The sequence below is a fragment of the Kineosporia sp. A_224 genome (assembly GCF_002198655.1).
Lineage (GTDB): Bacteria > Actinomycetota > Actinomycetes > Actinomycetales > Kineosporiaceae > R-H-3.
Genome location: NZ_MWLN01000049.1, coordinates 1 through 26,377 on the forward strand (window position 1 = coordinate 1; position 26,377 = coordinate 26,377).

Genomic DNA, 26,377 nt, shown 5'->3' on the forward strand with positions numbered 1-26,377 from the left:
TTCTGGCTGCTCCCGGCGCGGCCGCCTGCTCGGGGGCGAGCGGCTCGTAGACGGCGGGCCGGGGGGCCGCGGGTGCGAACAGGTCGGTCTGCTCGACGGTCGGGGTCTGCGCGGTGCCCGGGTACACCTCGAGGCGCTCGGTGGCCGCGCCGTCCGGGGCGCCGTCTGTGGCATCGGACCGGACGCCGTCCGGCGCGCCCGTCGCCTGCTGCGGGTCGTGCGCGGTGAGGTCGACCCGGGGCGTGCGAGGGCGCGCCTCGAGGGTCACCTCGTCGTCGCGGTGGGTCACGTCGCTCCACCAGCCGTCATCCGCCATCGCGACCACGGTACCGGCCGGGGGCCCGCGACGTGAGCGGGCCAACACGGGCATACGGGCATGGACCGGGCGCGCAGGGCGATGTACCCGGTGGTGCCACGAGGGCGTGCGCCGGTCATCGACGCCCGGACGCGGCCTCCCGCCGCGGCACGACGTGCGCCGGGGTCGTCCCACGACAAGCCCTGGAGGTCCGATGTCCCCGCAGGAACGCACCACCCGCACCAGCCCGCGGACCAGCCCGCAGACCCGCCGCCGCGTGCGGCCGGCGGTCCGGTCGGCGATCGCCCGGCTCGACCGGTGGACGCTCGCGACGCTCAACCCGCTCGACGCGCTGCCGCGGCAGCGGACGCCGCGCTGACCCCTCCGGCCGGGCTCAGATCGTGTAGTGCAGCCCGCACTCGGTCTTGGCCCGGCCGGCCCAGCGGCCCGCCCGCGGGTCGTCGCCCTCGGCGACGGTCGACGTGCACGGCCAGCAGCCGATCGACGGGTACCCCATCTGCAGCAAGGGGTTGAGGATCACGTCCGGGTGCTCGTCGAGATACGCGTCCACCTCGGTGTCGGTCCACCCGGCGATCGGCGCGATCTTCACGAGCTGCCGCTTGACGTCCCACTGGACGGTGGGCGTCCCCGCCCGGGTCGGCGACTCGTCCCGGCGCAGGCCCGTGGCCCAGGCCCGGTAGCCGCGCAGCGCGTTGTCGAGCGGAGCCACCTTGCGCAGCGCGCAGCAGGCGTCCGGGTCGGTCTTGTAGAGCCGGCCGCGCTTGGCCTCGTGGTCGGTGACCGTCTCGGCCGCGCGCACGGTCTTGAGCCGCACCGGGTACGTCGCGAGCACGGCGTCGGCGGTGCCCAGCGTCTCGCCGAAGTGGTACCCCGTGTCGACGAAGAGCACGTGGACGCCGGGCACGGCCCGGGACGCGAGGTGGGCCAGCAGGGTGTCGCCCATCGCCGCGGTGACGGCGAGGCTGCGGTCGAAGGCGCGGCCGGCCCAGCCGAGGACGGTCAGCGGGTCGGCGCCCTCGAGGACGGCGCTCGCCTCCTTCGTGAAGCCGACCGGGTCGGCCTCCAGGGCTGCGGCGACGTCCTCGGGACGAGAGATCAACGATCCGATCATGGTGTGCTCCCCGATGGTGGAACGGGTGGTCCGGCCCTGAGTCCGGTGAGGGGTTCCGGCGTCGAGAACGACGCCGGCTCGATGCCGTGGAACGCGACGGAGAAGACCCGCAGGCACGAGCGGCAGTGCCAGCGGCCGCCCTCGACGGGCCGCAGGTCCTCCTCGCCGCAGAAGGCGCAGACGTACGGAACCGCTCTGTTCGATGGTTCGCGAGTTCGCTCATGGCCGCTCCTTCCCTCCTCGCTCGCAGACGAAGAGCGTGTCTGCGCGCTCGTCAGTCCAGTCGCGGCCGCGCCGCCCCCCTCGCTCACGCTGTTCGAGAGTTCGCTCATGCAAGGTCCGTCGCGGCGGCCCGGGCGACCCACGCCGCGAAGGACTCGTCGTCCGCTCGCTGGTCGAGCCAGCGGCGCACGACGCGCTCGACGTAGTCGGGCAGGTCGGCGCTCGTCGTCTTGAGGCCGCGCAGCTTGCGGCCGATGCCGCCGCCCGCGCCGAGCCCGCCGCCGAGGCTGATCTGGAAGCCCTCGACGGTCGGCCCCTGCGGGTCGGCCGGGTTCGGCAGCTGGACGCCCTTGAGCCCGATGTCGGCGATCTGCGCGCGGGCGCACGAGTTCGGGCAGCCGTTGACGTTGATCGTCAGCGCCGGTGCGTCCGCCGTGAACAGCTCGGGGACGTCGGCGAGGCGGCGCTCGAGCTCGGCGACGAGGCGCGCGCCGGTCGCCTTGGTCTCGACGATGGCGAGCTTGCAGAACTCCAGGCCGGTGCAGGCCATCGTCCCGCGGCGGAACGTCGACGCCCGCGCGGACAGGCCCACGGCCTCGAGGTCGTCGACGAGGTCGGCGACCTTCGGTGCCTCGACGTCCAGGACGACGACCTTCTGCTCCGGGGTGAACCGGATCCGGTCCGACCCGGCGCGCTGGGCGGCGTCCGCGAGGCCGTGGAGCATGTCGCCGCTGACCCGCCCGACGACGGGCGCGACCCCGACGTAGAACCGGCCGCGCTTCTGCTTGTGCACCCCGACGTGGTCGGTGCGGCCCAGCGGCGGCGGGGGCGGCGGCGGGCCGTCCTGGAGCTTCCTGCCGAGGTACTCGGTCTCGAGCACCTCGCGGAACTTCTCCGGGCCCCAGTCGGCCATGAGGAACTTCAGCCGGGCACGGTTGCGCAGCCGGCGGTAGCCGTAGTCGCGGAAGATCCGGACGACGCCGTGCCAGACCTCGGCGACGTCCTCGAGCGGCACGAACGCGCCGAGCCGCTGCCCGAGGATCGGGGTCGTCGAGAGCCCGCCCCCGACCCACAGGTCGAAGCCGGGGCCGTACTCGGGGTGGTCGATCCCGACGAACGCGATGTCCTGGATCTCGTGCGCGACGTCGTGGTGCGGGCTGCCGCTCACACCGGTCTTGAACTTGCGGGGCAGGTTCGCGAGCTCGGGGTCGCCGATCCAGCGGCGGACGATCTCGTCGATCGCGGGCGTCCCGTCCACGATCTCGTCGGCGGCGGCGCCGGCGACAGGGGAGCCCAGGACGGTGCGCGGCACGTCGCCGCAGGCCTCGGTCGTCCCCAGGCCCACGGCCTCGAGCGCCTCCCAGATCGCCGGCATGTCCTCGATGCGGATCCAGTGGTACTGGATGTTCTGCCGGTCGGTGACGTCGGCGGTGCCGCGGGCGTACTGCTTGGAGATGTCCGCGAGGGTCCGCAGCTGGGTCAGGCTGACCCGGCCGCCGTCGATCCGCACCCGGAGCATGAAGTACTCGTCGTCGAGCTCCTCGGGCTCGAGCGAGGCGGTCCGGCCGCCGTCGATCCCGGGCCGGCGCTGGGTGTAGAGCCCCCACCAGCGCATCCGGCCCCGCAGGTCCTCGCCGGGGATCGACGCGAACCCTTCGGCGGCGTACGTCGAGACGATGCGGTCCTTGACGGCGAGGCCGCCCTCGCGCTGCTTCCACGCCTCGTTGGCGTTGAGCGGCTCGGTCTGGCCCAGCGCCCACTGCCCCTCGGGGCGGCCGGTGCGGCCGGCGCGTGCCGGACGTGCGGCGGTCGGCTCGGCGGGGGGAGCGGAGTCGGTGTCGGTCACTGCTCGGTACCTCTCGGGGCGGGCACGCCACGAGGGCGGCCGGTCGACGCGGCGGGCAGGCGTGCCGCGGACGGGGTCCGGCCCGGCTCGTCGTCGAGCAGGGGGACCCCGGTCAGGGTGACGGGGCGGTGGCGACCTGCGGGCGCGGCGTCACCCGGACGGGTGAGCGGAGCCTCGCGGTGGGGCCGGGCGGCGGGTCAGGAACGACAGGCGGCGCTGGCCGTGCGGAGCAGGTCGACGTGATGCCTGCGGACGAGGCGAAGGGGCCTCGGGGGCGTCGTCATCGTGCGGGACCTCCATCGGTCCTGGCGGTAGCACCGTCCGCGGGGCCCTGCGGGCCTGCGGTGGTTGCTGCGGCGTCGGGGAGCCAGGTCTCTCGGCCGCTCTGGATGGGCTTCTCGTGACGGTACGGAGGCGGTGCAGGCGGGTCAAAGGTCGTCCACGATCTGAGACCTCCCGTCCGTGGAGCGGACATGCCCGGGAGGACATCGAGACCTACTCAGCCTCCAACCTCCGCCGGTGCCGGGGCATTCCCGGGCCCGCCGAGGGCGCGTCCCACGAGGGCGAGGTGGTGCGGCATCTGCCGCCGCCAGAACCGCCGGTTGTGCGAGCCGGGCCGGAAGCCGCCCTCGGGCGGCGGGTCCATCGCGGCGACGAGGTCCCGGACGGCGGGCAGGTACACCTCGCCGAGGGCGCAGTCGACGCGGACGGCGACCCCGGCGAGCCGGTGCGCCCCCGCGACGACGTCGTGGCGGGCGAAGTCGGCCTCGTCGTCGAAGGTGAGGTCCCGGGTCGCGGCGTACGTGCGCCAGATCGCCGGGGACATCGCCCCGACGGCGGCGCACCGCGGGGGGCCCACGGTCTGGCCGATGAGGAGCGCGCCGTAGCCGCCCATCGACCAGCCGACGACGGCGAACGGGTCGTCGGGGCCGGCCGCGTAGCCCTTGTCCGCGAGCCGCGGCAGCACGTCGTCCAGGAGCACGGCCATGGTGTCGGTGCCGTCGGCGCGCGGGTGCCAGTACCCGGAGCCGCCGTCGACGGCCACGGCCGCGAACGGCGGCACCCCGGCCGCCACCGCGTCGGCGAGGAAGCCCGGGGTCCGCATGAGGAACGCGTCGTGCGCGCGGGCGCCCCGGCCGTGCAGCACGAAGCAGACCGGCAGCCCGCCCGGTGCCGCGAGGTCGGTGCCCGGCGGGGTCATGACGAGGACGTTCGTGTCGACGTCCGGGCGGAACCGGGACCGGAAGCGCAGCCACTCGACGGGCCCGCGGGCGGTCGTCGGGGAGTTGTCCGGCACGAGGGCGTCGAGGTCCTCCCAGCGCCGGTTGCGGCCCGGGAGGACGTCGGCCTGCACCAGTGCCGCGGCCGGGCCCGCCGTCCCGAGGAGCCCGAGGCCGGCGGCGCCCGCGAGCCGCAGCGCGTCCCGCCGTCCGATCCTCACCCGCGCCACCTCACCCCTCGATCATCACCGGCCGCCCGCCGCCCGCGCGAGCCGACCCGGCCCGGACCCGCCGGGCGGCCGGTGGCGGTCGTCACAGCGAACGGGGGCGCGCCGTGGTCCGGGCTGTGGACACAATCGCGTGAGCCGGCCGCACCCCGGACGGACGACGCCGCGACGAAGGGGCCTGTGATGGGACGCCTGCAGCACACCGAGGGTCTGACCCAGGACCAACGGGACATCCTGGCGGCGGTCCGGGAGTTCGTGGACGAGCAGATCATCCCGGTGGCCACGGAGCTCGAGCACAAGGACGAGTACCCGTCGGCGATCGTCGAGGGCATGAAGGAGATGGGCGTCTTCGGCCTGATGATCCCCGAGGAGTACGGGGGTCTGGGCGAGTCGCTGCTGACCTACGCGCTCGTCGTCGAGGAGATCGCCCGCGGCTGGATGAGCGTGTCCGGGATCATCAACACGCACTTCATCGTCGCGTACATGCTGCTCCAGCACGGCACCGACGAGCAGAAGGCGCGGTACCTGCCGCGGATGGCGACCGGTGAGGTCCGGGGCGCGTTCTCGATGTCCGAACCGCACTGCGGGTCGGACGTGGCCGCGATCCGGACGAAGTCGGTCCGCAGCGACGACGGCACGTGGAGCATCAACGGCCAGAAGATGTGGCTGACGAACGGCGGCTCGTCGAACCTCGTCGCGGTGCTGACGAAGACCGACCTCGGTGAGAAGTCGGTCTACCGGAACATGACGACGTTCCTGGTGGAGAAGGAGTCCGGGTTCGGGGAGACCGCGCCGGGGCTGCTCGTGCCGGGCAAGATCGAGAAGATGGGGTACAAGGGCGTCGACACGACCGAGCTGGTCTTCGACGGATACGCCACGACCGACGCGCAGGTGCTGGGCGGGACACCCGGGCAGGGCTTCTACCAGATGATGGACGGCGTCGAGGTGGGCCGGGTCAACGTCGCGGCCCGGGCCTGCGGGCTGGCGATGCGGGCGTTCGAGCTGGGCATCGACTACGCGCAGACCCGGGAGACGTTCGGGAAGAAGATCGCCGAGCACCAGGCGGTGCAGTTCCGGCTGGCGGAGATGGCGACCAAGGTCGAGGCCGCCCACCAGATGATGATCATGGCGGCGCGGAAGAAGGACGCCGGCGAGCGCAACGACCTCGAGGCCGGGATGGCGAAGTACCTGGCGTCGGAGTACTGCCGGGACGTCGTGGAGGACTCGTTCCGGATCCACGGCGGGTTCGGGTACTCCAAGGAGTACGAGATCGAGCGGCTGTACCGGGAGGCCCCGATGCTGCTCATCGGTGAGGGCACCGCGGACATCCAGCGGATGATCATCGGCCGCCGTCTCCTCGAGGACTACGCCAAGCGCGGCTGAGGCCGCCCACGCCGGCCCCGTGAGCAGCATCTCGACGGCTCCGGGGCACCCGGGGCTCTCGTCCGGCGTTCCCAGGTAAACGTGGGAGAGGATGGAGCCATGTCGAACCTCGCTCCCGGCCCGATGGGGTCGCGACGCGCCCCCGGTGTCCCGACGCTGCCCCGCGGGGAGTCGATCGGCCGCTACGAGAGCTACCTCGACGCCCAACGGGCCGTCGACTTCCTCTCGGACGAGCGCTTCCCGGTCCAGTTCGTGACGATCGTCGGCACCGACCTGAAGATGGTCGAGCGGGTCACCGGCCGGCTCACCTACCCGCGGGTGGCCGGTGCCGGCCTCGCGTCCGGCGCCTGGTTCGGCCTGTTCGTCGGTTTGCTGCTCAGCCTCTTCGCGCCGACCGGGCAGAGCGTGCCGATCTACGCCGCGATCATCCTCGGCGGTGGCTTCGGGATGCTCTTCGGGCTCATCTCGTACGCGCTGACCCGCGGCCGGCGCGACTTCACGTCGACGAGCCAGATCGTCGCGACCGAGTACGAGGTGCTCTGCGCGCCCGAGCGCGCGCAGGCGGCCCGGGAGATCCTCTGGCAGCTGCCGAACGGCCAGGGCGCCCGGTCGGACGCCGCCGCGCAGCGGACGTCCGGGCCCGGCTACGCGCCGCCCGCGGGCACCTGGCCGCCGCCCCCGTACCAGCCGGGGCAGACGGGCCAGCCGACCCAGCCCGGCTGGGGGACGCCGGCCGGTCCGGCACAGCCCGGTCCGGCGCAGCCCGGCCAGAACCAGCCCGGCGCGTGGTCGCCGCCCGCCGCCGCTCCGGCCCCCGAGCCGGAGAAGGTGCCGGAGCCGGACCTGTCCGGCCCGACGTACGGCGAGATGATGGCGAAGAAGCGGATCGAGGAGCGCGCCGAGCGCGACCGCCTCGAGGCCATCGAGCGCGAGGCCCGCGGCCAGTAGGCCGCGGACGGGTAGACCGTGGACAGCAGGCCGCCGGCTACGTGAGCGGGGCGGCCGACGGGCAGACGTCCAGGTAGCCCGGGACGTCGACCGTCGGTGTGCGGACCGCCGTCGCCGCGAGGACGGCGTCCAGGCACGCGAGGAGGACGGCGTCGGCGGCCGCGGCCTGCACGGCCGCCACCTCCCGCAGGCCCACCTCGACCGTGCCGGTGGCGAGCGCGAAGACGGTGTCCCCGTCGAAGAGCGTGTGCGCCGGCCGGACGGCGCGGGCGATCCCGTCGTGGCCGGCGGTGGCCGCCCGTCGGCACTGCGCGACGTCGAGGCGGGCGTTCGTGACGACGACGGCGAGGGTTGTCGCGGTCCCCGGGGCGGGGGCGTCGGCCGGCTGCGGGGGAGCGAGCAGGCTCGCGAGCCGGGCGGCCTCGTCGAGCGCGGGCGGCTGCGGCCGGGGCAGCCCCGCGGGGACGAAGGCCGCGCCGAGCAGGGCGCCGGTGACCGGGTCGACCGGGCTGCCGAGCGCGTTGACGACGGCGACCGCCCCGACGACGACGCCCTCGGGCAGACCGTGGGCCGGGCCCGTGACGGCCGCGGTGCCGGTGCCGCCCTTGAGTGCCTGGAAGCCGGCGAGCGCTCCGGTGCCGGCCCCGACGGCGCCCCGGACCGGGTGTGCAGCAACGGGTTGCGTGCTGTCCGCCGCGTCCTGCACCGCGGCGCGGCCGAGGGTCGCGTCCGGCCGCGCCGCCGGGTCACCGCCGCGGCCGAGGTCGAAGACGCATGCGGCGGGCACGATCGGGACGACGAGCGTCGTCGCGCCGTCCGGCATCCGGACGGTGAACCCGCGGCCCTGCTCCTCGAGCCAGGCCTGCGCGCCCGTCGCCGACGCGAGCCCGAACGCGCTGCCGCCGGTGAGCACGACGGCGTCGACCGTCGGCACGAGCGTCGACGGGTCGAGCGCGTCGGTCTCGTGGGTCCCCGGGCCGCCGCCGCGGACGTCGACCGACCCGACGGTGCCGGGCGGGGGCAGGACGACGGTGACACCGGTCAGGGCGCTGTCCCCGGCCCGCGTCGCGTGCCCGAGCCCGACGCCGGGGACGTCGGTGACCGAGCCCCAGAGCCCGCCGCGGGACGTCAGAGCCACCCGTTGCGCTTGAAGCCGCGGAACATCCCGCCGCAGACCCCGAACATCAGCGTGAGCACCATCGGGTAGCCCCACTGCGAGTGCAGCTCCGGCATGTGCTCGAAGTTCATCCCGTAGATGCCCGCGATCATCGTCGGCACCGCGGCCATCGCGACCCACGCCGAGATCTTGCGCATGTCCTCGTTCTCGCTCACCGTGAGCCGCGCGAGGCCCGCCTGGAGGATCGAGGTGAGGAGCTCGTCGAACGAGCCGACCTGCTCGCGGACCCGGGCGAGGTGGTCCTCGACGTCGCGGAAGTACTCGCGGATGTCGGGGTTGATGAGGCGGCGCGGCCGCTCGGCGAGCTCGTGGATCGGCTGCGCGAGCGGGGTGACGACGCGCTTCATCTCGATGACGTCGCGCTTGAGCTGGTAGATCCGCTCGATGTCCGTCGTACGGCGCGGGCCGAAGACCGCGTTCTCGATCTCCTCGATGTCGGCGTTCACCGCGTCGACGACCGCGAGGTAGTCGTCGACGACCTTGTCGGCGACGGCGTGCAGGACGGCGGACGGGCCGAGCGCGAGCTGGGTCGGTGCGCACTCCAGGCGCCGGCGCAGGCCCGTCATCGAGGCGTGCCGGCCGTGCCGGACCGTGACGACGAAGTGCTCGCCGACGAAGACCATGACGACGCCGGTCTCGACGACGTCACCGCCGTCGCCGATGTCCTCGCTCTCGCGGTAGGCGAGCGTGCGCAGCGAGAAGAACATGACGTCGTCGTAGCGCTCGACCTTCGGCCGCTGCCGGTTGTTCGAGGCGTCCTCGAGGGCGAGCGGGTGCAGGTCGAAGACCTCGCCGAGCTGCGCGAGCTGGGCGGTCGTCGGCTCGTGGAGGCCCAGCCAGACGAAGCCGCCGTCGTCCTTCGCGGAGAGCACTGCGGTGTCGAAGTCGGGCGTCGGCTGCCGGACGCCCTCGCGGTACAGCGCCCAGTCGACGGCCGCGTCGAGCAGCGTGAGCGCCGACGGGACCACGGTCGCGGGCAGGGGGCGGCGTCCGTTGACGACCGCGCGCAGCGGCAGCGTGCGGGTCAGCGGGACGCGGGGCGAGCGGGCGAGGGGGGCGCGGGCCATGGCCATCTCCGGTGCGGGGGAAGGATTCCCACGACGCAGCAGGGTGGCGTCCCGGCGAGGACGGTTGCTAGGCGTGCTCAGCCGAGGAGTGCGCCCGGACCCGCGGTCGTGGAGGGGCTGGTACTGCCAGGGCTCGTATCGCTGGACGGCACGTGCCTCACCTCCTCCGGTCGGGGGCCGATCAACCTACGCAAGCGTAGCGTGCCCGCTCTGGGAGCGCGCCCAGATGGGTGAACAAAGCCGCAGGGTCACCCGAACGGCCCTTTCCGCCGTCCGGCAGCAGTGCTGGCGACCGTGAGGGTCAGCGCCCCAGCAGCCCGGCCATCCACGTCTCGACGGCCTCGACGCTGCGCGGCAGGCCGGCCGACAGGTTGACGCAGCCGTCCTCGGTGACGAGGACGTCGTCCTCGATCCGGACGCCGATGCCGCGCATCTCCTCGGGGACGAGCAGGTCGTCCTTCGTGAAGTAGAGGCCGGGCTCGATCGTGAACACCATGCCGGGGCGCAGCTCGGCGTCGAGGTACATCTCGGCGCGGGCCTGCGAGCAGTCGTGGACGTCGATGCCGAGGTGGTGGCTCGTGCCGTGCACCATCCAGCGCCGGTGGAACTGGCCCTCCGTCGACAGGGTCTCCTCGACCGAGGCGGGGACGAGGCCCCACTCGACGAGCCGGGCGGCGATGACCTGCATCGCCGCCTCGTGCAGCTCGCGGAAGCGGCGGCCGGGCCGGGCCACCTCGAACGCGGCGTCCGCGGCCTCGAGCACCGCCTCGTAGACCCTGCGCTGCGCGTCGGAGAACCGGCCGTTCACCGGGATCGTGCGGGTGATGTCGGCGGTGTAGAGGCTGTCCACCTCGGCGCCGGCGTCGACGAGGATGAGGTCGCCGTCGCGGACCTCGCCGTCGTTGCGGATCCAGTGCAGCGTGCACGCGTGCGGGCCGGACGCCGCGATGGTGTCGTAGCCGACGCCGTTGCCCTCGCGGCGGGCCCGGCTCTCGAAGACGGTCTCGACGACGCGCTCGCCGCGGGTGTGCTCCACGGCCTCGGCGAGGGAGCGGACGATGTCGGCGAAGCCGCGCGACGTCACCTCGATCGCGAGGCGCATCTGCTCCACCTCCCACTCGTCCTTGACCAGGCGCAGCTCGCTCACGGCGCGGGTGAGCTCGGCGTCGAGGGTCTGCGCGGTCTCCTCGTCGACGGCGGCCGCGGTGCGGGCCTCGACGACGACGGCCTCGACGCTGCCGTCGGCGCCGCGCACGACGCGGACGACCAGGCCGCCGTCGCCGACGTCCTTGCGCAGCGCCTCGTCGAGCTCGTCGAGGTGGCGCGCCTCGATGCCGGTGAGCGCGGAGATCTCCTCCAGGCTCGGGCGGACGCCGACCCAGAGCTCGCCGTAGCGGGCGTCGGCGTAGAACTCCTCGGTGTCGCGCTCGGCCCGCGGCCGGAAGTAGAGGACGGCGTCGTGGCCGCCGCGGGGGTCGCCGGCCGGGCGCGGCTCGAGGACGAGGACGGCGTCCGGCTCGCGGTCGGTGCCCAGCCCCGTGAGGTGCGCGAACGCCGAGTGCGGCCGGAAGCGGTAGTCGGTGTCGTTGCTGCGCTGGCGCAGGACGCCGGCGGGGACGACGAGGCGCTCGCCGGGGAACTGCGCGGAGAGCGCGTCGCGACGGCGTGCGGCGTAGGGCGCGGACTCCGCGACGGCCGGCAGGCCGTCCGGGCGCGGCGTCCAGCCGGAGGCGATGAACGACCGGAACGCCTTCGACTGCGGACGCTGGCGGTGGCCGCCGGTGGAGTCGCCCTGGGGGTCCTCGCCGGGGGCGGCGGCGGTGTCGGCGGCGGTCGTCCCCGCGGTCTCGTCAGCGCTCATGCCGACATCGTCGCACCCGTGCCCCGGTGTACGTCGAGGGCTGTCGTCCCATACTCGTCGCATGACCGCCGACGCCGCGCCGCAGCCGGACCCCGAGCCGCTGGTCGAGCAGCTCCGCGCGCACGCCGGCTTCTGCGCCGCCTCGGGCGCACCGCTGTACGCCGAGCTCATGACCGGGATGGCGCAGGACCTCGAGGTCGGCGGGCCGACCGCGGAGGTCTTCGCGGGGCACGAGCGACCGCCGGTCGGCGACGTCCTCCAGCTGCGGATGCTCGGCGGCCTGCACCGCATCGTCCTCACCCGGCGCGCGCCGCTGCTCGCGACCTACTACCGCAGCGTCGGCGGCGAGGCGGCGCCGGACGGCGCCTGGGGCGTCGCGCGGGACGTCGTCGCCGCGCACGTCGACGAGCTCCGGGAGGCGCTCGCAGTGCCCCCGCAGACGAACGAGCCGGGTCGGGCGGCGGCGCTCGCCGTCGGGCTGCAGGCGGCCGCGCTCGTCCACGGCCGCACCGACGTCCGGCTGCTCGAGGTCGGGGCGAGCGCGGGGCTCAACCTCAACGTCGACCGGTTCCGGGTGACCGCGGCGGACGGCGACCCGGCGCACGTCTGGGGCCCGGCGGACTCGCCGGTCGACCTGACGGGCTCGGTGCTCGGCGGCTGGCCGCCCCCGGTCGACGGTCTGCGGGTCGTCGAGCGGCGCGGCTGCGACCTCGCCCCGGTCGACGCGTGCTCGGCCGAGGGCCGGCTGCGGCTGACGTCGTTCGTCTGGCCGGACCACGCCGAGCGGCACCGCCGGCTCGCCGGGGCGCTGGCGCTCGCGGCCGAGCACCCGGTCGTCGTCGACCGGGCGGACGCCGTCGCATGGCTCCGGGACCGGCTGCGCGAGGCCGCCGCCGACGGTGTCCTCACCGTCGTGTGGCACTCGGTCTTCGTGCAGTACCTGGACGACGCGACCCGGTCCGCGCTGTGGTCGGCCGTCGACGACGCGAGCGTGCGGATGCCGGTGGCGCACCTGAGCCTCGAGGCGCCGCGGGCGCCGTACATGGGGTCGCCGACGCTGATGCTCGACGGCGCCGTCCTCGGCGGCGCACCCGCGCACGGGGTCCCGCTGACGATCGCGTCCTGACCGACGGAGCTTCGCCGGATCCGAAGATCCGTTGGTGCGCATGACTTTCCGATCGGGTCGTCGTGAATAGACCCGGTGACCCCGGGTAACCACCGAGAGCACCCGCGGGCGCCCCTCGGCGCGGTCACCGGACAGCCGGACCGCGCCGCGGCGCAGGGCACCGCGCATCCCGACGCGCAGGCGAGCAGCCGCATCTGCGTCCGCGAACGACCCCATGGAGGAGTGATGACGACCCACGCACCGGAGAGCGGCCCGCAGTCCACGAAGGACCGCGCGGCCGAGGTCGGGGGCACGGCCAAGGAGCAGGCGGCGAACGTCGCCGGCACGGCCAAGGAGCAGGCGGTCGACGTCGCGCACGACGCGGCCGACCAGGCACGCAACCTGCTCGAGGAGCTACGGACGAACGTGCGCGAGCAGGTCGGCACGCAGCGGGAGAAGCTCTCGCAGACGCTCGACGAGTACGCGACGGAGCTGCGGCAGATGGCCGGGCGCAGCGAGTCCGACGGGCCGGCCACCGAGGCCGTCCGGCAGGTCGCGACGAAGCTCGCGGACATGCGGTCCTACCTGGACGGCGGCGGCGATGTCGTCACGGACGTGCGGCGCTTCGCGCGCCGCCGGCCGGGCACGTTCCTGCTCGCCTGCGCGGCGGTCGGTGTGCTCGCCGGCCGCGCGACGCGTGGTGCGGCGGCGGCCCGCTCGCAGCAGGGTGGTGCCGCCCGGCACGCCGTCGACACCGATGGTGAGCCGCAGTGGCGCCGTCCGTACGAGCCGGACGAGTTCGGTAGCGGGCAGTACGGCGACGCCCGCTACACCGGCGGGCAGCACGCCGACGGGCAGTACCCGCAGTACGGCACCGGCGGGTCGGGGCAGTACGGCGCCCCCGACGGCGAGTACGGCACCGAGGGCGGCCGGTACGGCACCGGCGGCGCGACGGCGCCCGGCGGCACGGGGTACACCGACGAGCAGGTCGATGCCGGGGTGGAGCGGACGAGCGACCCGAACCTGCGGCCGACGTCCGGCCCGCTCGTGAGCCGGGAGAGCGCCTACGGCGGCCAGAGCGCCACCGGCACCGGTGCCCGGGCCGCGGCCGGCGACCCGGTCCCGCCGGACCTGGACCCCGGTGACACCCGCGTCGACCGCGACCTCACCGACTCGGGCACCCGGCCGCGTGCGGACGGTCCGTGGGAGCGGGAGCGATGAGCACCGACCCCTACGCCGGGGTACCCGGGCGGGCGGGCGACGGGTACGCCGCGGATCCGTTCGGCACCAACGGCCGGACAGCGTCAGGCGGGTCCGGCGGGCCCGGCGAGGACGTCGGCGACGTGTCGCTCGGCTCCCTCGTCGGCAACCTCACCGGCGACCTGTCGCGCCTCGTGCGCGCCGAGCTGGCGCTGGCCAAGGCCGAGGCGAAGGAAGAGGTCGGCCAGGCCGGCAAGGGCGCGGGGATGCTCGCGGGCGCGGGTGTCGGGGTCCACATGGTCCTCGTGTTCGCCTCGCTCGCACTGATGTTCGCGCTCGGCTCGTTCATGCCGATCGGCTGGGGCGCGCTCGTCGTGGCGGTGCTCTGGGCCGTCGTCGCCGGCGTGCTCTACAGCACCGGACGCAAGAGCCTGCAGCGGGCCACCCCGCCCATGCAGGAGACCGTCGACACCCTCAAGGAGGACGCACAGTGGGCGAAGAGACCGCGCGGCTGAGGCGCGAGATCGACCGGACCCGTGGGGATCTCACCCGCGATGTCGACATGATCGCCGAGAAGACGAGCCCGTCACGGATCGTCGAGCGGCGCGTCGAGCGGACCCGGCAGGGTCTGACCGGCCTCAAGGACCGCGTCATGGGCCACGGTGACGACGCGTCCGACCGGGACAGCGACCCGTACGGCGCCGGGTACTACGGCGCCGGCTACTCCGGTGCCGGCCGGTACGAGTACCCCGCCGGCTCCGCCGGTCAGGGGGTCGACGTGACGGGCTACGGCTCCACCTCCGGCGGGGACGACGGCCCGGGTGTCGCCGACCGGCTGCGGGGCGGCGTCGAGTCGGCCCGTGACGGCGTCGGCTCGGCGAAGGCCGGCCTGTCCGACGCGACGTCGACGATGACCCACCGGGCCCGCAACCAGGCCGAGGGCAACCCGCTCGCCGCGGGCCTCGTGGCCTTCGGGATCGGCTGGCTCGTGTCGTCGGTGCTGCCGGCGTCGCAGGCCGAGACCAGGGCCGCCCGCCAGGCGCAGGACGCCGCCCGTACGCACGGTGGACCGATCGCCGAGCAGGCCAAGCAGGTCGCCTCGGAGATCGGGGAGAACCTCAAGGGCAGCGCGCAGGAGGCCGTCGACCAGGTCAAGGGGCATGCCCAGGAGGCGGCGCAGACCGTCAAGGAGGAGGGTGCGTCGGCGGCCCAGCAGGTCAAGGACGACGGGGTGTCCGCTGCTCAGACCGTTCGCGACGACGCCCGGTCGCAGGCGTCGTCCGGGTCAGGTGCGGCCGGTGCGTCCGGTCCGGTGCAGCCGATCGGCACGACGGCCGGCACGGGTACCGCTCGGACGACGCGCAGCACCGCTCCGGGCTCGACCCTCGGGTCGACGACCGGCTCGACGGCGGACGACACCGGCACGATCGCGGCGGGTCGCACGGAACCCGACGAGCGGATCCTCTGACCATCGGGTGGCCGTTCTCGGCGCTTCACGACGGTGTGGCCGTCCGACCTTCGGGGCGGGCGGCCACGCCGCTGTGGGTGCTGATCCGTGGCGGCAGAACCATCCTGATTCGAACAAACGTTCGACACGTGCGTCAGGTTGCACTAGACTCGGATCATGGTCGGGAGGGTGCGCGGGTACAGGTCGAGGTCCGGTGACGTGGTCGCCGGGTCCGGTCTCGACCTGCTCGACGACGAGCTTCCGGTGGACCCGCTCGGTGGGCAGATCCGGTTGACGGCAGCGGATCTGGCGGACTGTCCGTCCGAGGACGAGGAGTTCCAGCGGGCGGTCGCGGATGCCCGGGCCGAGCGGTTGGTGGACGAGTGGTGGGCGGATCCGGTTGCGGCGCGGGCGGACTGGGATGCCGAGCTCGCCGACCTGTACGCGCTGGTCGCGGCTGAGGGCCGGCGGGACGCGGTCGCGCGGCGGGCGGTGCTCGACGGTGCGCCCGGGTTGGGCTCGTTGGCGGCGGCGCTGGACGTGCTCGACGGGGCGGCGGCGTGGACGCCGGCGCAGGCGGGTATGGACGGGTTCGTCGACGTGCTGCAGGACGCCGCGGTCGCGGCGGCCGCGGCCGGGCGGCGGCTGGAGAACCTGATGCTCTGGCTGCAGGTCGCCCACACCAGCACAGTGCTCACGGCCGCGACCGGGAACACCCCGTCCCTGCCCCGCAAGACCCGCTCCGGGCGGGTCCTGAAGGACGACCAGGACGCTCTGGTGGACGACGAGGTCGCCGTCGAGGTCGCGGTCGCCGCCGGGATCACCCGCAGCAAGGCCCACTCCCTGGTCGAGGCCGCCACCGTGCTCGTGCAGGACCGGAGGCTGCCGCTCACCGCGCAGGCCTTGCAGCAGGGTCGCCTCGACTGGCCGCGGTTGAAGCTGGTCCTGTCCCGGACGCGTGGGCTGACCGCTGACGCCGCGCAGGCCGTCGAAGCTCTCGTCTACGTCACGCGCGGTGTGCTGGACGGCGGTGCCCGCCGGTTCGAGAACGCCCTGACCGCCGCGGTCCTCGCGGTCGACCCCGACGCGGAAGCCGAGCGCCGCGAACGCAACCGCAAGGGCCGGCGGGTCAGCGTCCAGACCGGCGACGACGGCGAAGCGCTGTTCACCGCGGTCGGCCCGGGTGAGGCGGTCACGGCCGCCTACAACGGCCTCGACGCCGCCGCCCGCCACCTGCGGCAGCAGGGCGACCCACGCACCCTGGACCAGCTCCGGCACGACCTGTTCGTCACCGGCTGCACCAGCGGCTACCTGCCCGTCCCCGCCGACGTCCTGCCTGTGCCGGCCGGGTGCGTCCCCACCGCAGGAGCGACCTCGCCGCCGGTGCCGGTGCCTGAGCCTGAGCCTGTGCCTGGGCGCGACACCCGGGAGTCTGTGCCGGCGTGGTTCACCACGACCTGGCCCGACGTTCAGGTGGCGGTCAACGTCACCGTCTCCGCCGAGACCCTCATGGGTCTGGTGAACGACCCCGGCACGCTGCAGGGCTGCGGGCCGATCCCCGCTGACGCGGTCCGCGACCTCGTCACCAACGGCGTCTTCCGGTGCCTGGTCGTCGACGGCGAGCACGGCACCGTCCTCGGCGTCGGGAAGAACACCTACTCACCCGGGTACGTCGCGAGCGAACGGCTGAAACTGCTCATCGAGCACGCCTACCCGACATGCACCGCGCCTCACTGCGGGAAGGCGTCCTGGCGCTGCGATCTCGATCATGCCGAGCCCTACGCGCAGGGCGGAGCGACGTGCAGCTGCAACGTGAGACCGCTCTGCCGCGGCTGCCACCGGCTCAAGACCGCCGGACTCCTGATGCCGGAACAACGCGACGACCCCGACGACCCACCCGGCACCGTCACCTGGACCACCCGCACCGGCCGCGCCTACACCGCACTCCCGCACGCCCCACTGCCGCACGCATCACAGCGAGCCGGGACGCCGGGAGAGGGGGCGCCGGTGGTGGGCGCGGACGACCCGCCGCCCTTCTGACCTTGGCAACCTGCTGCCCTACCTCGGCCGCTCAGGTCCTGCTCAGCGAGCTGGTCGTCGGCGCAGGATCGTCGGGTGCCCTGCCACGGGCTCGTACCCGCACCGTGCGTAGAAGCCGGCTGCCCTCTGCGTGGAGACCCACAGCGTGTCGAACCGCCGCGTCCGCTCGTGCAGTTCGGCCATGAGTGCTGTCCCGACCCCGAGAGACCGCGCGTCTGGTCTGACGACGGTGCCGACGACCCACGGGGAGCGGTCACCGAGCCCTTCCGTGTCGTGCCGCACCAGACCGACCGCTCCCACCACGGCGCCGTCGGCGTCCTTCGCAGCGAGGGTGAAAGGAAGGCCCTCGTCGTCAGAGTCGGCGGACTCGTCGGATCGGCACTCAGATCGTGTGATGCCCTCCCACTCCAGGACGGACGTCGAGCCTTCCTCAGCGCCCCACTCGTCGAAGCGAAGGACCGCAACCGCAGCGACCAGCGGGTCGTCCGGGCGCAGCTCCTCGACGCTGAACCGCAGGGCCATGCCGGGACCGTACTCCGGCGGCACGCCCGGGACCCGTCCCGTGGGTGCAGCAGGAGCACCCCGATCGTGAGCCAGACCACGCGCGGCGACCTGACCTGCGCGCCCGCGACCGCGAGGATGGTCCGGCGGGCGAGGTGCCCGGGTCAGCGACGAGGAGGTCGGCGCACATGCAGTTCGGGCGCGCGTACGAGGAGTTCGAGGTCGGGGCCGTCTACAAGCACTGGCCAGGCAAGACGATCACCGAGTCGGACGACCACCTCTTCTGCCTCATCACGATGAACCACCACCCGCTGCACCTCGACGCCCACTACGCGGCGGAGTCGACCCAGTTCGGCAAGAACGTCGTCGTCGGCAACCTCATCTACTCCGTGCTCCTCGGGATGTCCGTCGCGGACGTCTCCGGCAAGGCGATCGCCAACCTCGAGATCGAGTCGCTGCGGCACGTCGCCCCGACCTTCCACGGCGACACGATCTACGGCGAGACGACCGTGCTCGACAAGTGGGAGTCCAAGAGCAAGGACGACCGCGGCGTCGTCTACGTCGAGACGACGGGCTACAAGCAGGACGGCACCGTCGTCTGCATCTTCCGGCGCAAGGTCATGGTGCCCAAGCACAGCTATCTCGAGGCCCGTGGCGGCGAGCAGCCCGGCCGCCCGGTGCCGCTGCCGCGCGACTGACCCGCCGGGAGTCCTAGACCGGGCCCCCGGGCTCGGCGGCCGGTTGCGGCACGGCCCGGGCCGCGCCGTCCGCCGGCAGGTCGAGGGCGGCCAGGTCCAGGTCGGCGAGGTCACCGGGGCGCCCGAAGAGGTAGCCCTGTCCCATGCCGCACCCGAGCCTCAGGAGCAGCTCGGCCTGGTCCCACGTCTCGATGCCCTCGGCCACGGTGACGAGGCCGAACGAGTCCGCGAGCCGGATGATCGCCGTGAGGAGCGGGTCGCGGACCTGCGGGTCGTCGGTCCAGACGAAGCTCTTGTCGACCTTGAGGAAGTCGACGGGCAGCCGGCCCAGGCGGCCGAGCGAGGAGTAGCCGGTCCCGAAGTCGTCGATGGCGACCCGGACGCCGTGCGCGCGCAGCCGCGACAGCACCCGGACGACGTCCTCCTCCCGCTCGCCGAGGACCGCCGACTCCGTCACCTCGAGCACGAGACGGACCGGGTCGAACCCGGTGGCCGTGAGCGCGGCGAGGACGTCGTCGCCGAAGTCGGGGCGCTGCAGCTCGAGGGCGGACACGTTGACGTTGACCCGCTGCAGCCGGTGCCCCGCGGCGTCGGCGGCGTGGACGGCAGCGAACGTCTGCCGCAGCACGAGCCGGCCGAGGTCGTGGATGAGGCCCGCCCGCTCGGCCGCCGGGACGAACTCGTCCGGCCCGACCCGGCCCCGGGTCGGGTGGTCCCAGCGGACGAGCGCCTCGGCGGCGACCGTCGTCCCCGTCGACAGGTCGACGATCGGCTGGAAGAGCACGGTGAACCGGCCGTCGGCCAGGCTCGTCGCGAGCTCGCCGACGACGGCGTCGGCGACGAGGAAGGGGTCGAGCCGGTCCGGTCCGGCGGCCTTCGCCCGGGCCAGCGACGCCTCGGCCCGGCTCAGCAGCCGCGCCACGGTGTCGCCGGGCTCGGCGCCGGCCATCCCGGCCGACAGGGTCGCGTCCCGGACCGGCACCGCGCGTGCCGCCTCGAGCCGCTCGACGGCGACGGCGCGCGGCCCGGTGAGGATCACGACGAACTCGCCGGAACCGAGGTGGAAGAGCGCCGCCGAGTCGGGCAGCCGGCGGCCGAGCACCCCGCCCACCTCGTGGAGCAGGCCGTCGACGACGGCGCGGCCGTGGACGTCGTTGAGGTGCCGCACGCCGGCGACGTCGAGGACGGCGAGGGACAGCGCGTCGTCGGACGGCGCACGCGCGAGCTCGCGGGCCAGCCGGCGGTCCAGGGCGCGCCGGTTGGGCAGGCCGGTCACCGGGTCGTGCTCGAGCCGCTCGGCGGTGTGGGCCGCCCAGCCGAGCATGAGCCCGGAGTTCAGCAGGCAGACGCACATCGCGAGGGCCAGCCCGCCCGGGACCAGCCCCGCGGCGGCGGACGCCGCGACACCCAGGACCGACGCCGTCGTGCTGAGCAGCCCGAGCCGGCGCCCCCAGAGCATGAACGCGAAGACCGGCACCATGGTGAGCATGACGACCGTCGACGCCCGCAGGGCCGGGTCCGGCGTCGTCGTCAGGGTTGCCAGGACGACGAGCGGTGCGCTCACCGCGAGCGTGAGGTAGACCCCCGCGAGGTACCGCACGGGCAGCACGAGCAGCGGGACGACGGCGACGACGACGGTGGCGCCGATGGCGACCCGGGCGAGCTCCCCGCCGGCCGCGACCCCGCCCCAGAGGTCGCGGACGAGCGGCGGCAGCGTGCCGACCCAGACGACGACGAAGGCCGCGCGCGCCGTGCTCCGCGGGCTGAGCACCCGCAGCGCGCCGCGCAGCTCCGCCTCGACCTGCGAGGTCAGCCGGCGCAGCCCGCGGACGGCGCGCCGGAGCACGGTCGGCCTCGACCCGGGGCTGCCTGACACACGTCGTCGATCGGCGTCCCGGGGCCGGACCTTGATCCGTACGGCCGCGGATCCCCCTCCCGCCCGTCAGCGGGGGAGCACGTCCCACCCGGCGAGCGCCTCGACGAGGCCCGGGCTCGTCGGCAGCGCCGCCAGGTCGGCGGCCGAGAACCAGCCCGCGGCGGCGGCGTCGTCCCCGGCGGCGAGCGTGCCGCCGGTCACCCGGCAGGCGTAGTCGTCGATGACGTAGACGGAGCCGTCCGGGGCGTCCCGCAGCACCGACCCGACGAGCCGGCCGGCCTCGACGGCGAGCCCGGTCTCCTCGGCGACCTCGCGGACGACGGCAGCCGCGCCGTCCTCGCCGGGCTCCACGCGGCCGCCCGGGACCGACCAGAGCCCCTGGGCCGGTGGGTTGGCCCGGCGCACGAGGAGGATGCGGCCGGCGTCGTCGTGGACGACGGCACCGACGCACGGCACCCGGCGCGGTTCCACGCCACCATCCTGCCCTGCGCGCCGTCCCGAGGTCCCTTGACCCGGGTCGGTGGCAGGGGGACCGTCGAAGCATGTCCGGTCCGCTGACGTGCCCGCGATGCTCCGCCGAGACCCGCCCGCCCGGGCTGTGGTCGGACGCCTGGGTCTGCCCCGTCCACGGGGAGGTCCGGCCGCTGCACCCGCCGGTCGTCGCGACCCAGGAGTCGCTGCGGGCGCTGGCGCTGGAGACCTCGGTGCCGCTGTGGATGCCGTGGCCGCTGCCGGCCGGCTGGGTGCTGTCCGGCGTCCGGACGGCGGGCGACGCGCACAGCGGGACGGTCGCCACCGTGCTCGCCTGCTCCGGGCCGAACCCGCTGCCGTCCGGGGGCACCGACGACCGGCAGGCCGACCTGCTGCTCGTCGCCGAGACCCCCGGCGTCGGGCTGGGTACGCACCTCGCGGGCCTGACCGACGTCGACCCGGGATACGCGTTCGAGCAGGGGCCGCCGCACCTCAAGCTCATCGCGGACGGCCACCCGGCCCCGCTGTGGACGGTCGCCACCGACGGCCTCGTCGCCTACGTCGGCGAGGCGTCCGGCGTCTGGCTCTGGGTGCTCGTGTGGCCGCAGAGCGCCGCCGCGGTGCTCCTGGAGGGCTTCGAGCTCGTCGACCTGCGCGGCACCGGCCGTGCTGTCGAGGCGGTCCTCGACGTCCCGTACGGCGCCCTCAGCCCGCGACTGGCCGGGTGAGGTCCGCCGGGTGCGGCGCGGGCCCGGCGCCGCGCCGGTCGGCGTCCGCCCGGGTTGATCCCTAGTCTGGCCGGGTGCGGATCGACCTCCATGCCCACTCCGCCGCCTCGGACGGCACCGACGCGCCCGCCGAGGTGGTGCGCGCTGCCGTCAGGGCAGGGCTCGACGTCGTCGCGCTCACCGACCACGACACGACGTCCGGCTGGGAGGAGGCCGCGGCGACCGCGCGCCGGCTCGGCATCGCCCTCGTCCCCGGCATGGAGATCTCCTGCCAGGCCGGCGGGATCAGCGTCCACCTGCTCTCCTACCTGCACGACCCCACCGACGAGGCGCTCCTCGCCGAGACCTCCCGGACCCGGGACGACCGCGTCGGCCGGGCCCGGCGGATGGTCGAGCGGATCGCGCAGGACCACCCGCTGACCTGGGACGACGTCGCCGGGCAGGTGACGGACGGTGCGACCGTCGGCCGCCCGCACATCGCCGACGCGCTCGTCGCCCGCGGCGTCGTCGCCTCCCGGGACGAGGCGTTCGCGGGCATCCTCGACTCCCGCTCGCCGTACTACGTGCGGCACTACGCACCCGGCGCGGCGGACGCCGTCCGGCTCGTCCGGGCCGCGGGCGGGGTCCCGGTCATGGCGCACCCGCGGGCCGGCCGGCGCGGCCGGGTCGTCGACGACGAGGTCATCGCCGGCCTCGCGGACGCCGGCCTCGCCGGGCTCGAGGTCGACCACCGGGACCACCTGCCCGAGGAGCGCGTGGCGCTGCGCGGCCTCGCCCGCGACCTCGGGCTGCTCGTCACCGGGGCGAGCGACTACCACGGCACCGGCAAGCTCAACGGGATCGGGGAGCACACGACGTCGCCCGCCGTCCTCGAGGCGATCGAGGCGACCGCCACGGGCACCCGGGTCGTCCGCGGGTGAGCCTCTCGGACGTCGTCACGCTGCGCCTGGTCGCCGAGACCTTCGTGACCCTCTTCGTCATCATGGACCCGCCCGGCACGCTGCCCGTCTTCCTCGCGCTCACCGCGACGATGTCGGACCGCAAGCGCGAGCGGGCCGCCCGGCAGGCCGTGCTCGTCGCGCTGCTCGTCATCGTCCTGTTCGCGCTCTTCGGCCAGGCGCTGCTCGACTACCTGCACGTGTCGCTGCCCGCACTGCAGTGCGCAGGCGGCCTGCTCCTGCTGCTCATCGCCCTCGAGCTGCTCACCGGCCGGGAGGCCGAGCCGACCCGCACCGAGGGCGTCAACATCGCCTTCGTGCCGCTCGGGACGCCGCTGCTCGCGGGCCCGGGCGCGATCGTCGCGGTCATGGTGCTCATCAACCGTGCGGACTCCGCCGCCGACCTCGTCTCCGTCGGGCTCGGCGTCCTCGGGGTGATCGTCGTGCTCTACCTGACGATGCGCTTCGCCGGGGTGCTGCACCGGCTGCTGCGCGACAGCGGCGTCACCCTCGTGACCCGGATCGCCGGCCTCCTGCTGTCCGCGATCGCCGTCCAGCTCGTCGCGGATGCCGTGCGCGCGTTCGTCACGGACGGCGCCTGAGGCCTGCGAGCCGTGTGACAGGCTGGGACGGTGCTCGGGCAGGGACTCTTCGACGGGATGCCGGAGCGGCTCTACGCCTGCACCCCCACCCGGCTGGCCACGTGGCGGGACTGCCCGCGGCGCTACCGCTTCACCTACCTCGACCGGCCGCAGCCGCCCAAGGGGCCGCCCTGGGCGCACACGAGCATCGGCGCCGCGACCCACGTCGCGCTCGCGCAGTGGTTCGCGCTGCCGTCCCGGGCCCGGACGCCGCAGCGCGGCGCCGACCTCGTGCGGCGCAACTGGCTGCGAGACGGGTTCCGGGACGACGACCAGTCCCGGGCGGCCCGCGGCCGGGCGGCGGGCTGGGTCGAGGAGTACCTCGCGAAGGTCGACCCGGCGCGGGAGCCGGTCGGCGTCGAGAAGGCGGTGAGCGCGCAGACCGCGACGCTCGTCCTGTCGGGGCGGGCCGACCGGATCGACGCCGCGGACGACGGCTCGCTCGTCGTCGTCGACTACAAGACCGGGCGGCACGTCCCGACCGCGGACGACGCCGCATCGAGCCTCGCGCTCGCCGTGTACGCCGTCGGCGCCCGGCGGACGATGCGCCGGCCCTGCACCCGGGTCGAGCTGCACCACCTGCCGACCGGCACCGTGGCCGTCGCCGAGCACACCCGGGCCTCGCTCGACGCCCACGTCGCGACCGCCGAGGCGCTCGGGGCCGGGGCCGCCGGCGCGGACGACGCGTTCGCCGCGGGCCGTACCGGGGACGACGTGTTCCCGCCGGCCCCCGGGCGGCACTGCTCGTGGTGCGACTACCGGCGGCACTGCCCGCAGGGGCGCGAGGCCGCGCCGCCGATGCAGCCCTGGTCCGGGCTCGCCGTCCCCGACGCGCCCGAGCCCGACGAGACCGACGAGACCGAGACCCAGTCCGACGAGGTGCGCCCGTGACCCGCGTCGAGCTGACCGGCCCGCTGCTCGCGCTCTCCCGCGCCCTGACCGACGCCGTCGAGGCCGCCGGCCGGGCGGACACCGCGGCCTTCGACGAGGCGACCTCCCGGCTCGGCCGGTTCGACGGCGAGCACGTCCGGCGCCTCCTCGGGGCCGTCGTCCGGCCGCTCCTGGAGAGCAGCAACCCGGACGGCGTCGACGGCGATGACCTCCTCGAGCTGCTCGAGGACTGCGCCCGCGCGGCCCTGCCCTGGTGGCCGGGCGTCGAGCCGGTCGCGCTCGCCGTCGTCCTCACCGGGGCGTTCGGGATCGACGTCGCCGCCCGGGAGGAGCTCCCCGTGCAGCTCGAGGACGCCGACATCACCCAGCACGCCGTGCTCGTCGTCGACCACGTGCTCCGCGCCTCCGGCCGCCCGCTGCGGCCCGCGCTCGACGCGGCGTTCGTGGAGATCGCCCGCGAGGACGGCCAGGACACCTGACGCGGCGGCCGTCGTTCCGTCGGCCGCCGGGCCGTCAGCCGCCGAGCCGCAGCCGGGCCGCCCGCTGGTGCGGACCCTCGCGCAGCGGCGGGACGACCGCCTGGACGCCCTTGAGCGCCGTCCGCATCGTCTTCAGCGCGACCGTCGTCGCTGCGTCGGTGAGCCCGGCCGCCCCGGGCAGCTCGGGCAGGGCGTAGAGCCGGCGGGCCCACGGCGGCAGCGCGGCGAACGCGAGGCCCGCGATCCCGGCCCACGCGGGCAGCGCGGGGGTCATGAGCGCCACGGACGCCGGCATCGGCGGCGCGACGACGACGGACGCCGCCCGGCGGGCCGCCGGGGTCACGTCGAGCACCGGCCGGATCACCGAGAAGTAGTCGACGATCCCCGCCCGGTCGTGCGGCACCTCGTCGGGCTCCAGGCCGACGAGCATCGCCGCGCTGACCTGCTCGGCGACGTAGCGGTCCTGCTCGGCGCCGGTGAGGGCGAGGCCGCCGCGGGTGACGATCTCGAGGAACGACGCGACGAGGCAGCAGTGCACCCACGCGAGGAGCTGGGGGTCGTCGGCGGCGTACTCGACGCCGTCCGGCATCGTGCCGCGGACCCGGGCGTGCACGGCGCGCACCCGCGAGCCCGCGAGCATCGCCTCGGTCGACGACCCGTACGTCGTGACGCCGACGTACTCGGCGGTGCGGGCGAGCCGGCCCCAGGGGTCCTCGCGGTAGCCGGAGTGCTCGTCGACGGCGTGGATGGCAACCGGGTGCAGGGCCTGCAGCAGCAGCGCGCGCAGCCCGGCGACCCCCATGAGCGGGTCGGAGTGCACCCGCCACGTGACGCTGTCCGGGCCGAACAGACCCGGGTCGCCGCCCCGGACCCGTCGACGGACCGCCGCCCCGGCGGCCACGTGCGGCAGCGTCGGGTCGGTGTCGGCGGGACCGGTCGTGTCGCCCATCACCCCAGACTGTGCCCGTGGCGGGCTGTGATCGCAGGTCGAACCCACGAGAGAATGCCGTTATGGCCCGGATTCTCGCGGTAGCGAACCAGAAGGGCGGCGTGGCGAAGACCACGACCGTCGCCTCCCTCGGCGCCGCCTTCGCGGAGCAGGGCCTGCGGGTGCTCCTCGTCGACCTCGACGCCCAGGCCTGCCTGACGTACTCGCTCGGGGTCGACCCGGAGGAGGTCGCGGCGAGCGTCCACGACGTCCTCTGCGGCACCGTGACCGCCGCCGACGCCATCGTCCCGGCCGCCGACGGGGTCGACCTGCTGCCCGCGACGATCGACCTCGCCGCGGCCGAGTCGGTGCTCCTGCCGCGGGCCGGGCGCGAGCACGTGCTCGCGACGGCGCTCGCCGAGGTCTCGGGCGGGTACGACGTCGTCGTCCTCGACTGCTCGCCGTCCCTCGGGGTGCTCACCCTCAACGCGCTCACCGCCGCCGACGAGGTCGTCATCCCGCTCCAGTGCGAGATGCTCAGCCACCGCGGCGTCGGCCAGCTCCTCGACACCATCGAGGACGTCCGCCGCATCCTCAACGACCGGCTCGTCGTCCGTGGCGTGCTGCCGACGATGTTCGACGCGAGGACGTCGCACGCGCGGGCCGTCCTCGAGGACGTCGGCCAGCGCTACGGGCTGCCCGTGCTCGAGCCGCCGATCCCGCGCTCCGTCCGGTTCGCGGAGGCCCCCGCGCTCGGCTCGTCGATCCTGTCGACGTCGCGCGGCTCCAAGGGCGCGGCGGCCTACCGCGAGGTCGCGCTGGTCCTGCTGCGGGCGTGGAAGATCGGGCCCGGACGGCGCACGACCCGCCGGCGCAAGGCCGCCTCCGCCTGACGCACCTCCTCAGACGCACCGCGCGGGCGGACCCGGGATCCGGGGCCGCCCGCGCGGGACGCTTCAGTGCTGCGGGCTCAGTGCTGGAGCTCGCTCTCGGCGGGCGCCGTGGCCTGCTCCGACCCCTGGCCGGTGCGGGCGCCGAGGGTGCGGCCGACCAGGA

At 74.8% G+C, this 26,377-nt stretch carries 25 protein-coding genes and 1 pseudogene; 15 read left to right on the plus strand and 11 right to left on the minus strand.

The features are described 5' to 3' along the window. Positions 1 to 316: pseudogene (locus EDJALFJO_RS03870) on the minus strand (hypothetical protein); the annotation flags it as partial. A gap of 193 nt (positions 317 to 509) precedes the next feature. Between EDJALFJO_RS03870 and EDJALFJO_RS33985 the strand changes: the two are divergent. Continuing rightward, positions 510 to 674, plus strand: coding sequence for a hypothetical protein (locus tag EDJALFJO_RS33985; RefSeq protein ID WP_158220278.1), 165 nt, complete (start codon positions 510 to 512; stop codon positions 672 to 674). Between the two features lie 15 nt (positions 675 to 689). On the opposite strand, the gene EDJALFJO_RS03875 is transcribed toward EDJALFJO_RS33985, so the two are convergent. The 3 genes from EDJALFJO_RS03875 to EDJALFJO_RS03885 all read right to left on the minus strand — a co-directional run bounded on the left by EDJALFJO_RS03875 (position 690) and on the right by EDJALFJO_RS03885 (position 4,936). After that, positions 690 to 1,427: a phosphoadenylyl-sulfate reductase gene (locus tag EDJALFJO_RS03875; protein ID WP_088282418.1), complete on the minus strand. Its 738-nt coding sequence runs from the start codon at positions 1,425 to 1,427 to the stop codon at positions 690 to 692. A 328-nt stretch (positions 1,428 to 1,755) separates the two neighbouring features. Beyond that, positions 1,756 to 3,495: a nitrite/sulfite reductase gene (locus EDJALFJO_RS03880; protein ID WP_088282420.1), complete on the minus strand. Its 1,740-nt coding sequence runs from the start codon at positions 3,493 to 3,495 to the stop codon at positions 1,756 to 1,758. A 499-nt stretch (positions 3,496 to 3,994) separates the two neighbouring features. Continuing rightward, complete coding sequence (locus EDJALFJO_RS03885) at positions 3,995 to 4,936, minus strand: alpha/beta hydrolase family protein (protein WP_088282422.1); 942 nt, start codon at positions 4,934 to 4,936, stop codon at positions 3,995 to 3,997. A gap of 189 nt (positions 4,937 to 5,125) precedes the next feature. Between EDJALFJO_RS03885 and EDJALFJO_RS03890 the strand changes: the two genes are divergently transcribed. Both EDJALFJO_RS03890 and EDJALFJO_RS34820 read left to right on the plus strand, forming a co-directional pair. Next, positions 5,126 to 6,325 carry an acyl-CoA dehydrogenase family protein gene (locus tag EDJALFJO_RS03890; protein WP_088282424.1) on the plus strand — a complete coding sequence of 400 codons (1,200 nt, stop codon included), beginning with the start codon at positions 5,126 to 5,128 and terminating at the stop codon, positions 6,323 to 6,325. Positions 6,326 to 6,424: 99 nt separating this feature from the next. Beyond that, positions 6,425 to 7,273 (plus strand): general stress protein, encoded by an 849-nt coding sequence (locus EDJALFJO_RS34820; RefSeq protein ID WP_198949977.1) that lies wholly within the window; start codon positions 6,425 to 6,427, stop codon positions 7,271 to 7,273. A 37-nt stretch (positions 7,274 to 7,310) separates the two neighbouring features. On the opposite strand, the gene EDJALFJO_RS03900 is transcribed toward EDJALFJO_RS34820, so the two are convergent. The 3 genes from EDJALFJO_RS03900 to EDJALFJO_RS03910 all read right to left on the minus strand — a co-directional run bounded on the left by EDJALFJO_RS03900 (position 7,311) and on the right by EDJALFJO_RS03910 (position 11,378). Then, the gene (locus EDJALFJO_RS03900; RefSeq protein WP_233149665.1) at positions 7,311 to 8,411 is read right to left on the minus strand and encodes a P1 family peptidase; all 1,101 of its coding nucleotides are present in this window, start codon (positions 8,409 to 8,411) and stop codon (positions 7,311 to 7,313) included. Beyond that, on the minus strand, positions 8,402 to 9,517 hold the full coding sequence (corA, locus tag EDJALFJO_RS03905; protein WP_088282426.1) for a magnesium/cobalt transporter CorA: 1,116 nt from the start codon (positions 9,515 to 9,517) through the stop codon (positions 8,402 to 8,404). Before corA ends, EDJALFJO_RS03900 begins: the two co-directional genes overlap by 10 nt. Positions 9,518 to 9,818: 301 nt before the next feature. Beyond that, entirely contained in the window at positions 9,819 to 11,378 is a 1,560-nt protein-coding gene (locus EDJALFJO_RS03910) for an aminopeptidase P family protein (protein WP_088282428.1), read from the minus strand. 61 nt (positions 11,379 to 11,439) lie between these two features. On the opposite strand from EDJALFJO_RS03910, the gene EDJALFJO_RS03915 reads away from it, so the two are divergent. The 5 genes from EDJALFJO_RS03915 to EDJALFJO_RS03935 all read left to right on the plus strand — a co-directional run bounded on the left by EDJALFJO_RS03915 (position 11,440) and on the right by EDJALFJO_RS03935 (position 17,170). Next, positions 11,440 to 12,504 carry a DUF2332 domain-containing protein gene (locus EDJALFJO_RS03915; RefSeq protein WP_158220279.1) on the plus strand — a complete coding sequence of 355 codons (1,065 nt, stop codon included), beginning with the start codon at positions 11,440 to 11,442 and terminating at the stop codon, positions 12,502 to 12,504. Between the two features lie 225 nt (positions 12,505 to 12,729). After that, positions 12,730 to 13,704 (plus strand): YtxH domain-containing protein, encoded by a 975-nt coding sequence (locus tag EDJALFJO_RS03920; RefSeq protein WP_088282432.1) that lies wholly within the window; start codon positions 12,730 to 12,732, stop codon positions 13,702 to 13,704. Continuing rightward, on the plus strand, positions 13,701 to 14,198 hold the full coding sequence (locus EDJALFJO_RS03925; RefSeq protein WP_088282434.1) for a phage holin family protein: 498 nt from the start codon (positions 13,701 to 13,703) through the stop codon (positions 14,196 to 14,198). Before EDJALFJO_RS03920 ends, EDJALFJO_RS03925 begins: the two co-directional genes overlap by 4 nt. Continuing rightward, the gene (locus EDJALFJO_RS03930; protein WP_088282436.1) at positions 14,174 to 15,151 is read left to right on the plus strand and encodes a DUF3618 domain-containing protein; all 978 of its coding nucleotides are present in this window, start codon (positions 14,174 to 14,176) and stop codon (positions 15,149 to 15,151) included. The genes EDJALFJO_RS03925 and EDJALFJO_RS03930 overlap by 25 nt, the downstream gene beginning before the upstream one ends. A 156-nt stretch (positions 15,152 to 15,307) precedes the next feature. Further along, positions 15,308 to 17,170: an HNH endonuclease signature motif containing protein gene (locus EDJALFJO_RS03935; protein WP_088282438.1), complete on the plus strand. Its 1,863-nt coding sequence runs from the start codon at positions 15,308 to 15,310 to the stop codon at positions 17,168 to 17,170. Between the two features lie 42 nt (positions 17,171 to 17,212). Here EDJALFJO_RS03935 and EDJALFJO_RS03940 read toward each other — a convergent pair whose 3' ends face one another. Then, a complete protein-coding gene (locus tag EDJALFJO_RS03940) occupies positions 17,213 to 17,692 on the minus strand; it encodes a GNAT family N-acetyltransferase (RefSeq protein ID WP_088282440.1) in 480 nt (159 codons plus the stop codon). A 134-nt stretch (positions 17,693 to 17,826) separates the two neighbouring features. On the opposite strand from EDJALFJO_RS03940, the gene EDJALFJO_RS03945 reads away from it, so the two are divergent. Further along, positions 17,827 to 18,369: a MaoC family dehydratase gene (locus EDJALFJO_RS03945; protein ID WP_369812490.1), complete on the plus strand. Its 543-nt coding sequence runs from the start codon at positions 17,827 to 17,829 to the stop codon at positions 18,367 to 18,369. 13 nt (positions 18,370 to 18,382) lie between these two features. Here EDJALFJO_RS03945 and EDJALFJO_RS03950 read toward each other — a convergent pair whose 3' ends face one another. Together EDJALFJO_RS03950 and EDJALFJO_RS03955 are read right to left on the minus strand one after the other, a co-directional pair. Next, a complete protein-coding gene (locus EDJALFJO_RS03950) occupies positions 18,383 to 20,215 on the minus strand; it encodes a bifunctional diguanylate cyclase/phosphodiesterase (protein ID WP_088282444.1) in 1,833 nt (610 codons plus the stop codon). A 96-nt stretch (positions 20,216 to 20,311) separates the two neighbouring features. Continuing rightward, on the minus strand, positions 20,312 to 20,716 hold the full coding sequence (locus tag EDJALFJO_RS03955; protein WP_088282446.1) for an NUDIX hydrolase: 405 nt from the start codon (positions 20,714 to 20,716) through the stop codon (positions 20,312 to 20,314). A 71-nt stretch (positions 20,717 to 20,787) separates the two neighbouring features. Between EDJALFJO_RS03955 and EDJALFJO_RS03960 the strand changes: the two genes are divergently transcribed. The 5 genes from EDJALFJO_RS03960 (at position 20,788) to EDJALFJO_RS03980 (ending at position 24,393) form a co-directional block, all read left to right on the plus strand. Next, positions 20,788 to 21,444 (plus strand): DUF6758 family protein, encoded by a 657-nt coding sequence (locus tag EDJALFJO_RS03960; protein WP_088282448.1) that lies wholly within the window; start codon positions 20,788 to 20,790, stop codon positions 21,442 to 21,444. Between the two features lie 74 nt (positions 21,445 to 21,518). Further along, entirely contained in the window at positions 21,519 to 22,364 is an 846-nt protein-coding gene (locus tag EDJALFJO_RS03965) for a PHP domain-containing protein (RefSeq protein WP_088282450.1), read from the plus strand. A gap of 62 nt (positions 22,365 to 22,426) precedes the next feature. Then, positions 22,427 to 22,984, plus strand: coding sequence for a MarC family protein (locus tag EDJALFJO_RS03970; protein ID WP_088282460.1), 558 nt, complete (start codon positions 22,427 to 22,429; stop codon positions 22,982 to 22,984). 30 nt (positions 22,985 to 23,014) lie between these two features. Continuing rightward, the gene (locus EDJALFJO_RS03975) at positions 23,015 to 23,914 is read left to right on the plus strand and encodes a PD-(D/E)XK nuclease family protein (RefSeq protein ID WP_198949978.1); all 900 of its coding nucleotides are present in this window, start codon (positions 23,015 to 23,017) and stop codon (positions 23,912 to 23,914) included. Beyond that, a complete protein-coding gene (locus tag EDJALFJO_RS03980; protein WP_088282452.1) occupies positions 23,911 to 24,393 on the plus strand; it encodes a hypothetical protein in 483 nt (160 codons plus the stop codon). The genes EDJALFJO_RS03975 and EDJALFJO_RS03980 overlap by 4 nt, the downstream gene beginning before the upstream one ends. A 34-nt stretch (positions 24,394 to 24,427) precedes the next feature. On the opposite strand, the gene EDJALFJO_RS03985 is transcribed toward EDJALFJO_RS03980, so the two are convergent. Next, positions 24,428 to 25,342 carry an oxygenase MpaB family protein gene (locus EDJALFJO_RS03985; protein ID WP_088282454.1) on the minus strand — a complete coding sequence of 305 codons (915 nt, stop codon included), beginning with the start codon at positions 25,340 to 25,342 and terminating at the stop codon, positions 24,428 to 24,430. A gap of 101 nt (positions 25,343 to 25,443) precedes the next feature. Between EDJALFJO_RS03985 and EDJALFJO_RS03990 the strand changes: the two genes are divergently transcribed. Beyond that, the gene (locus EDJALFJO_RS03990; protein WP_233149667.1) at positions 25,444 to 26,214 is read left to right on the plus strand and encodes a ParA family protein; all 771 of its coding nucleotides are present in this window, start codon (positions 25,444 to 25,446) and stop codon (positions 26,212 to 26,214) included. The last annotated feature ends 163 nt before the right edge of the window (positions 26,215 to 26,377 follow it).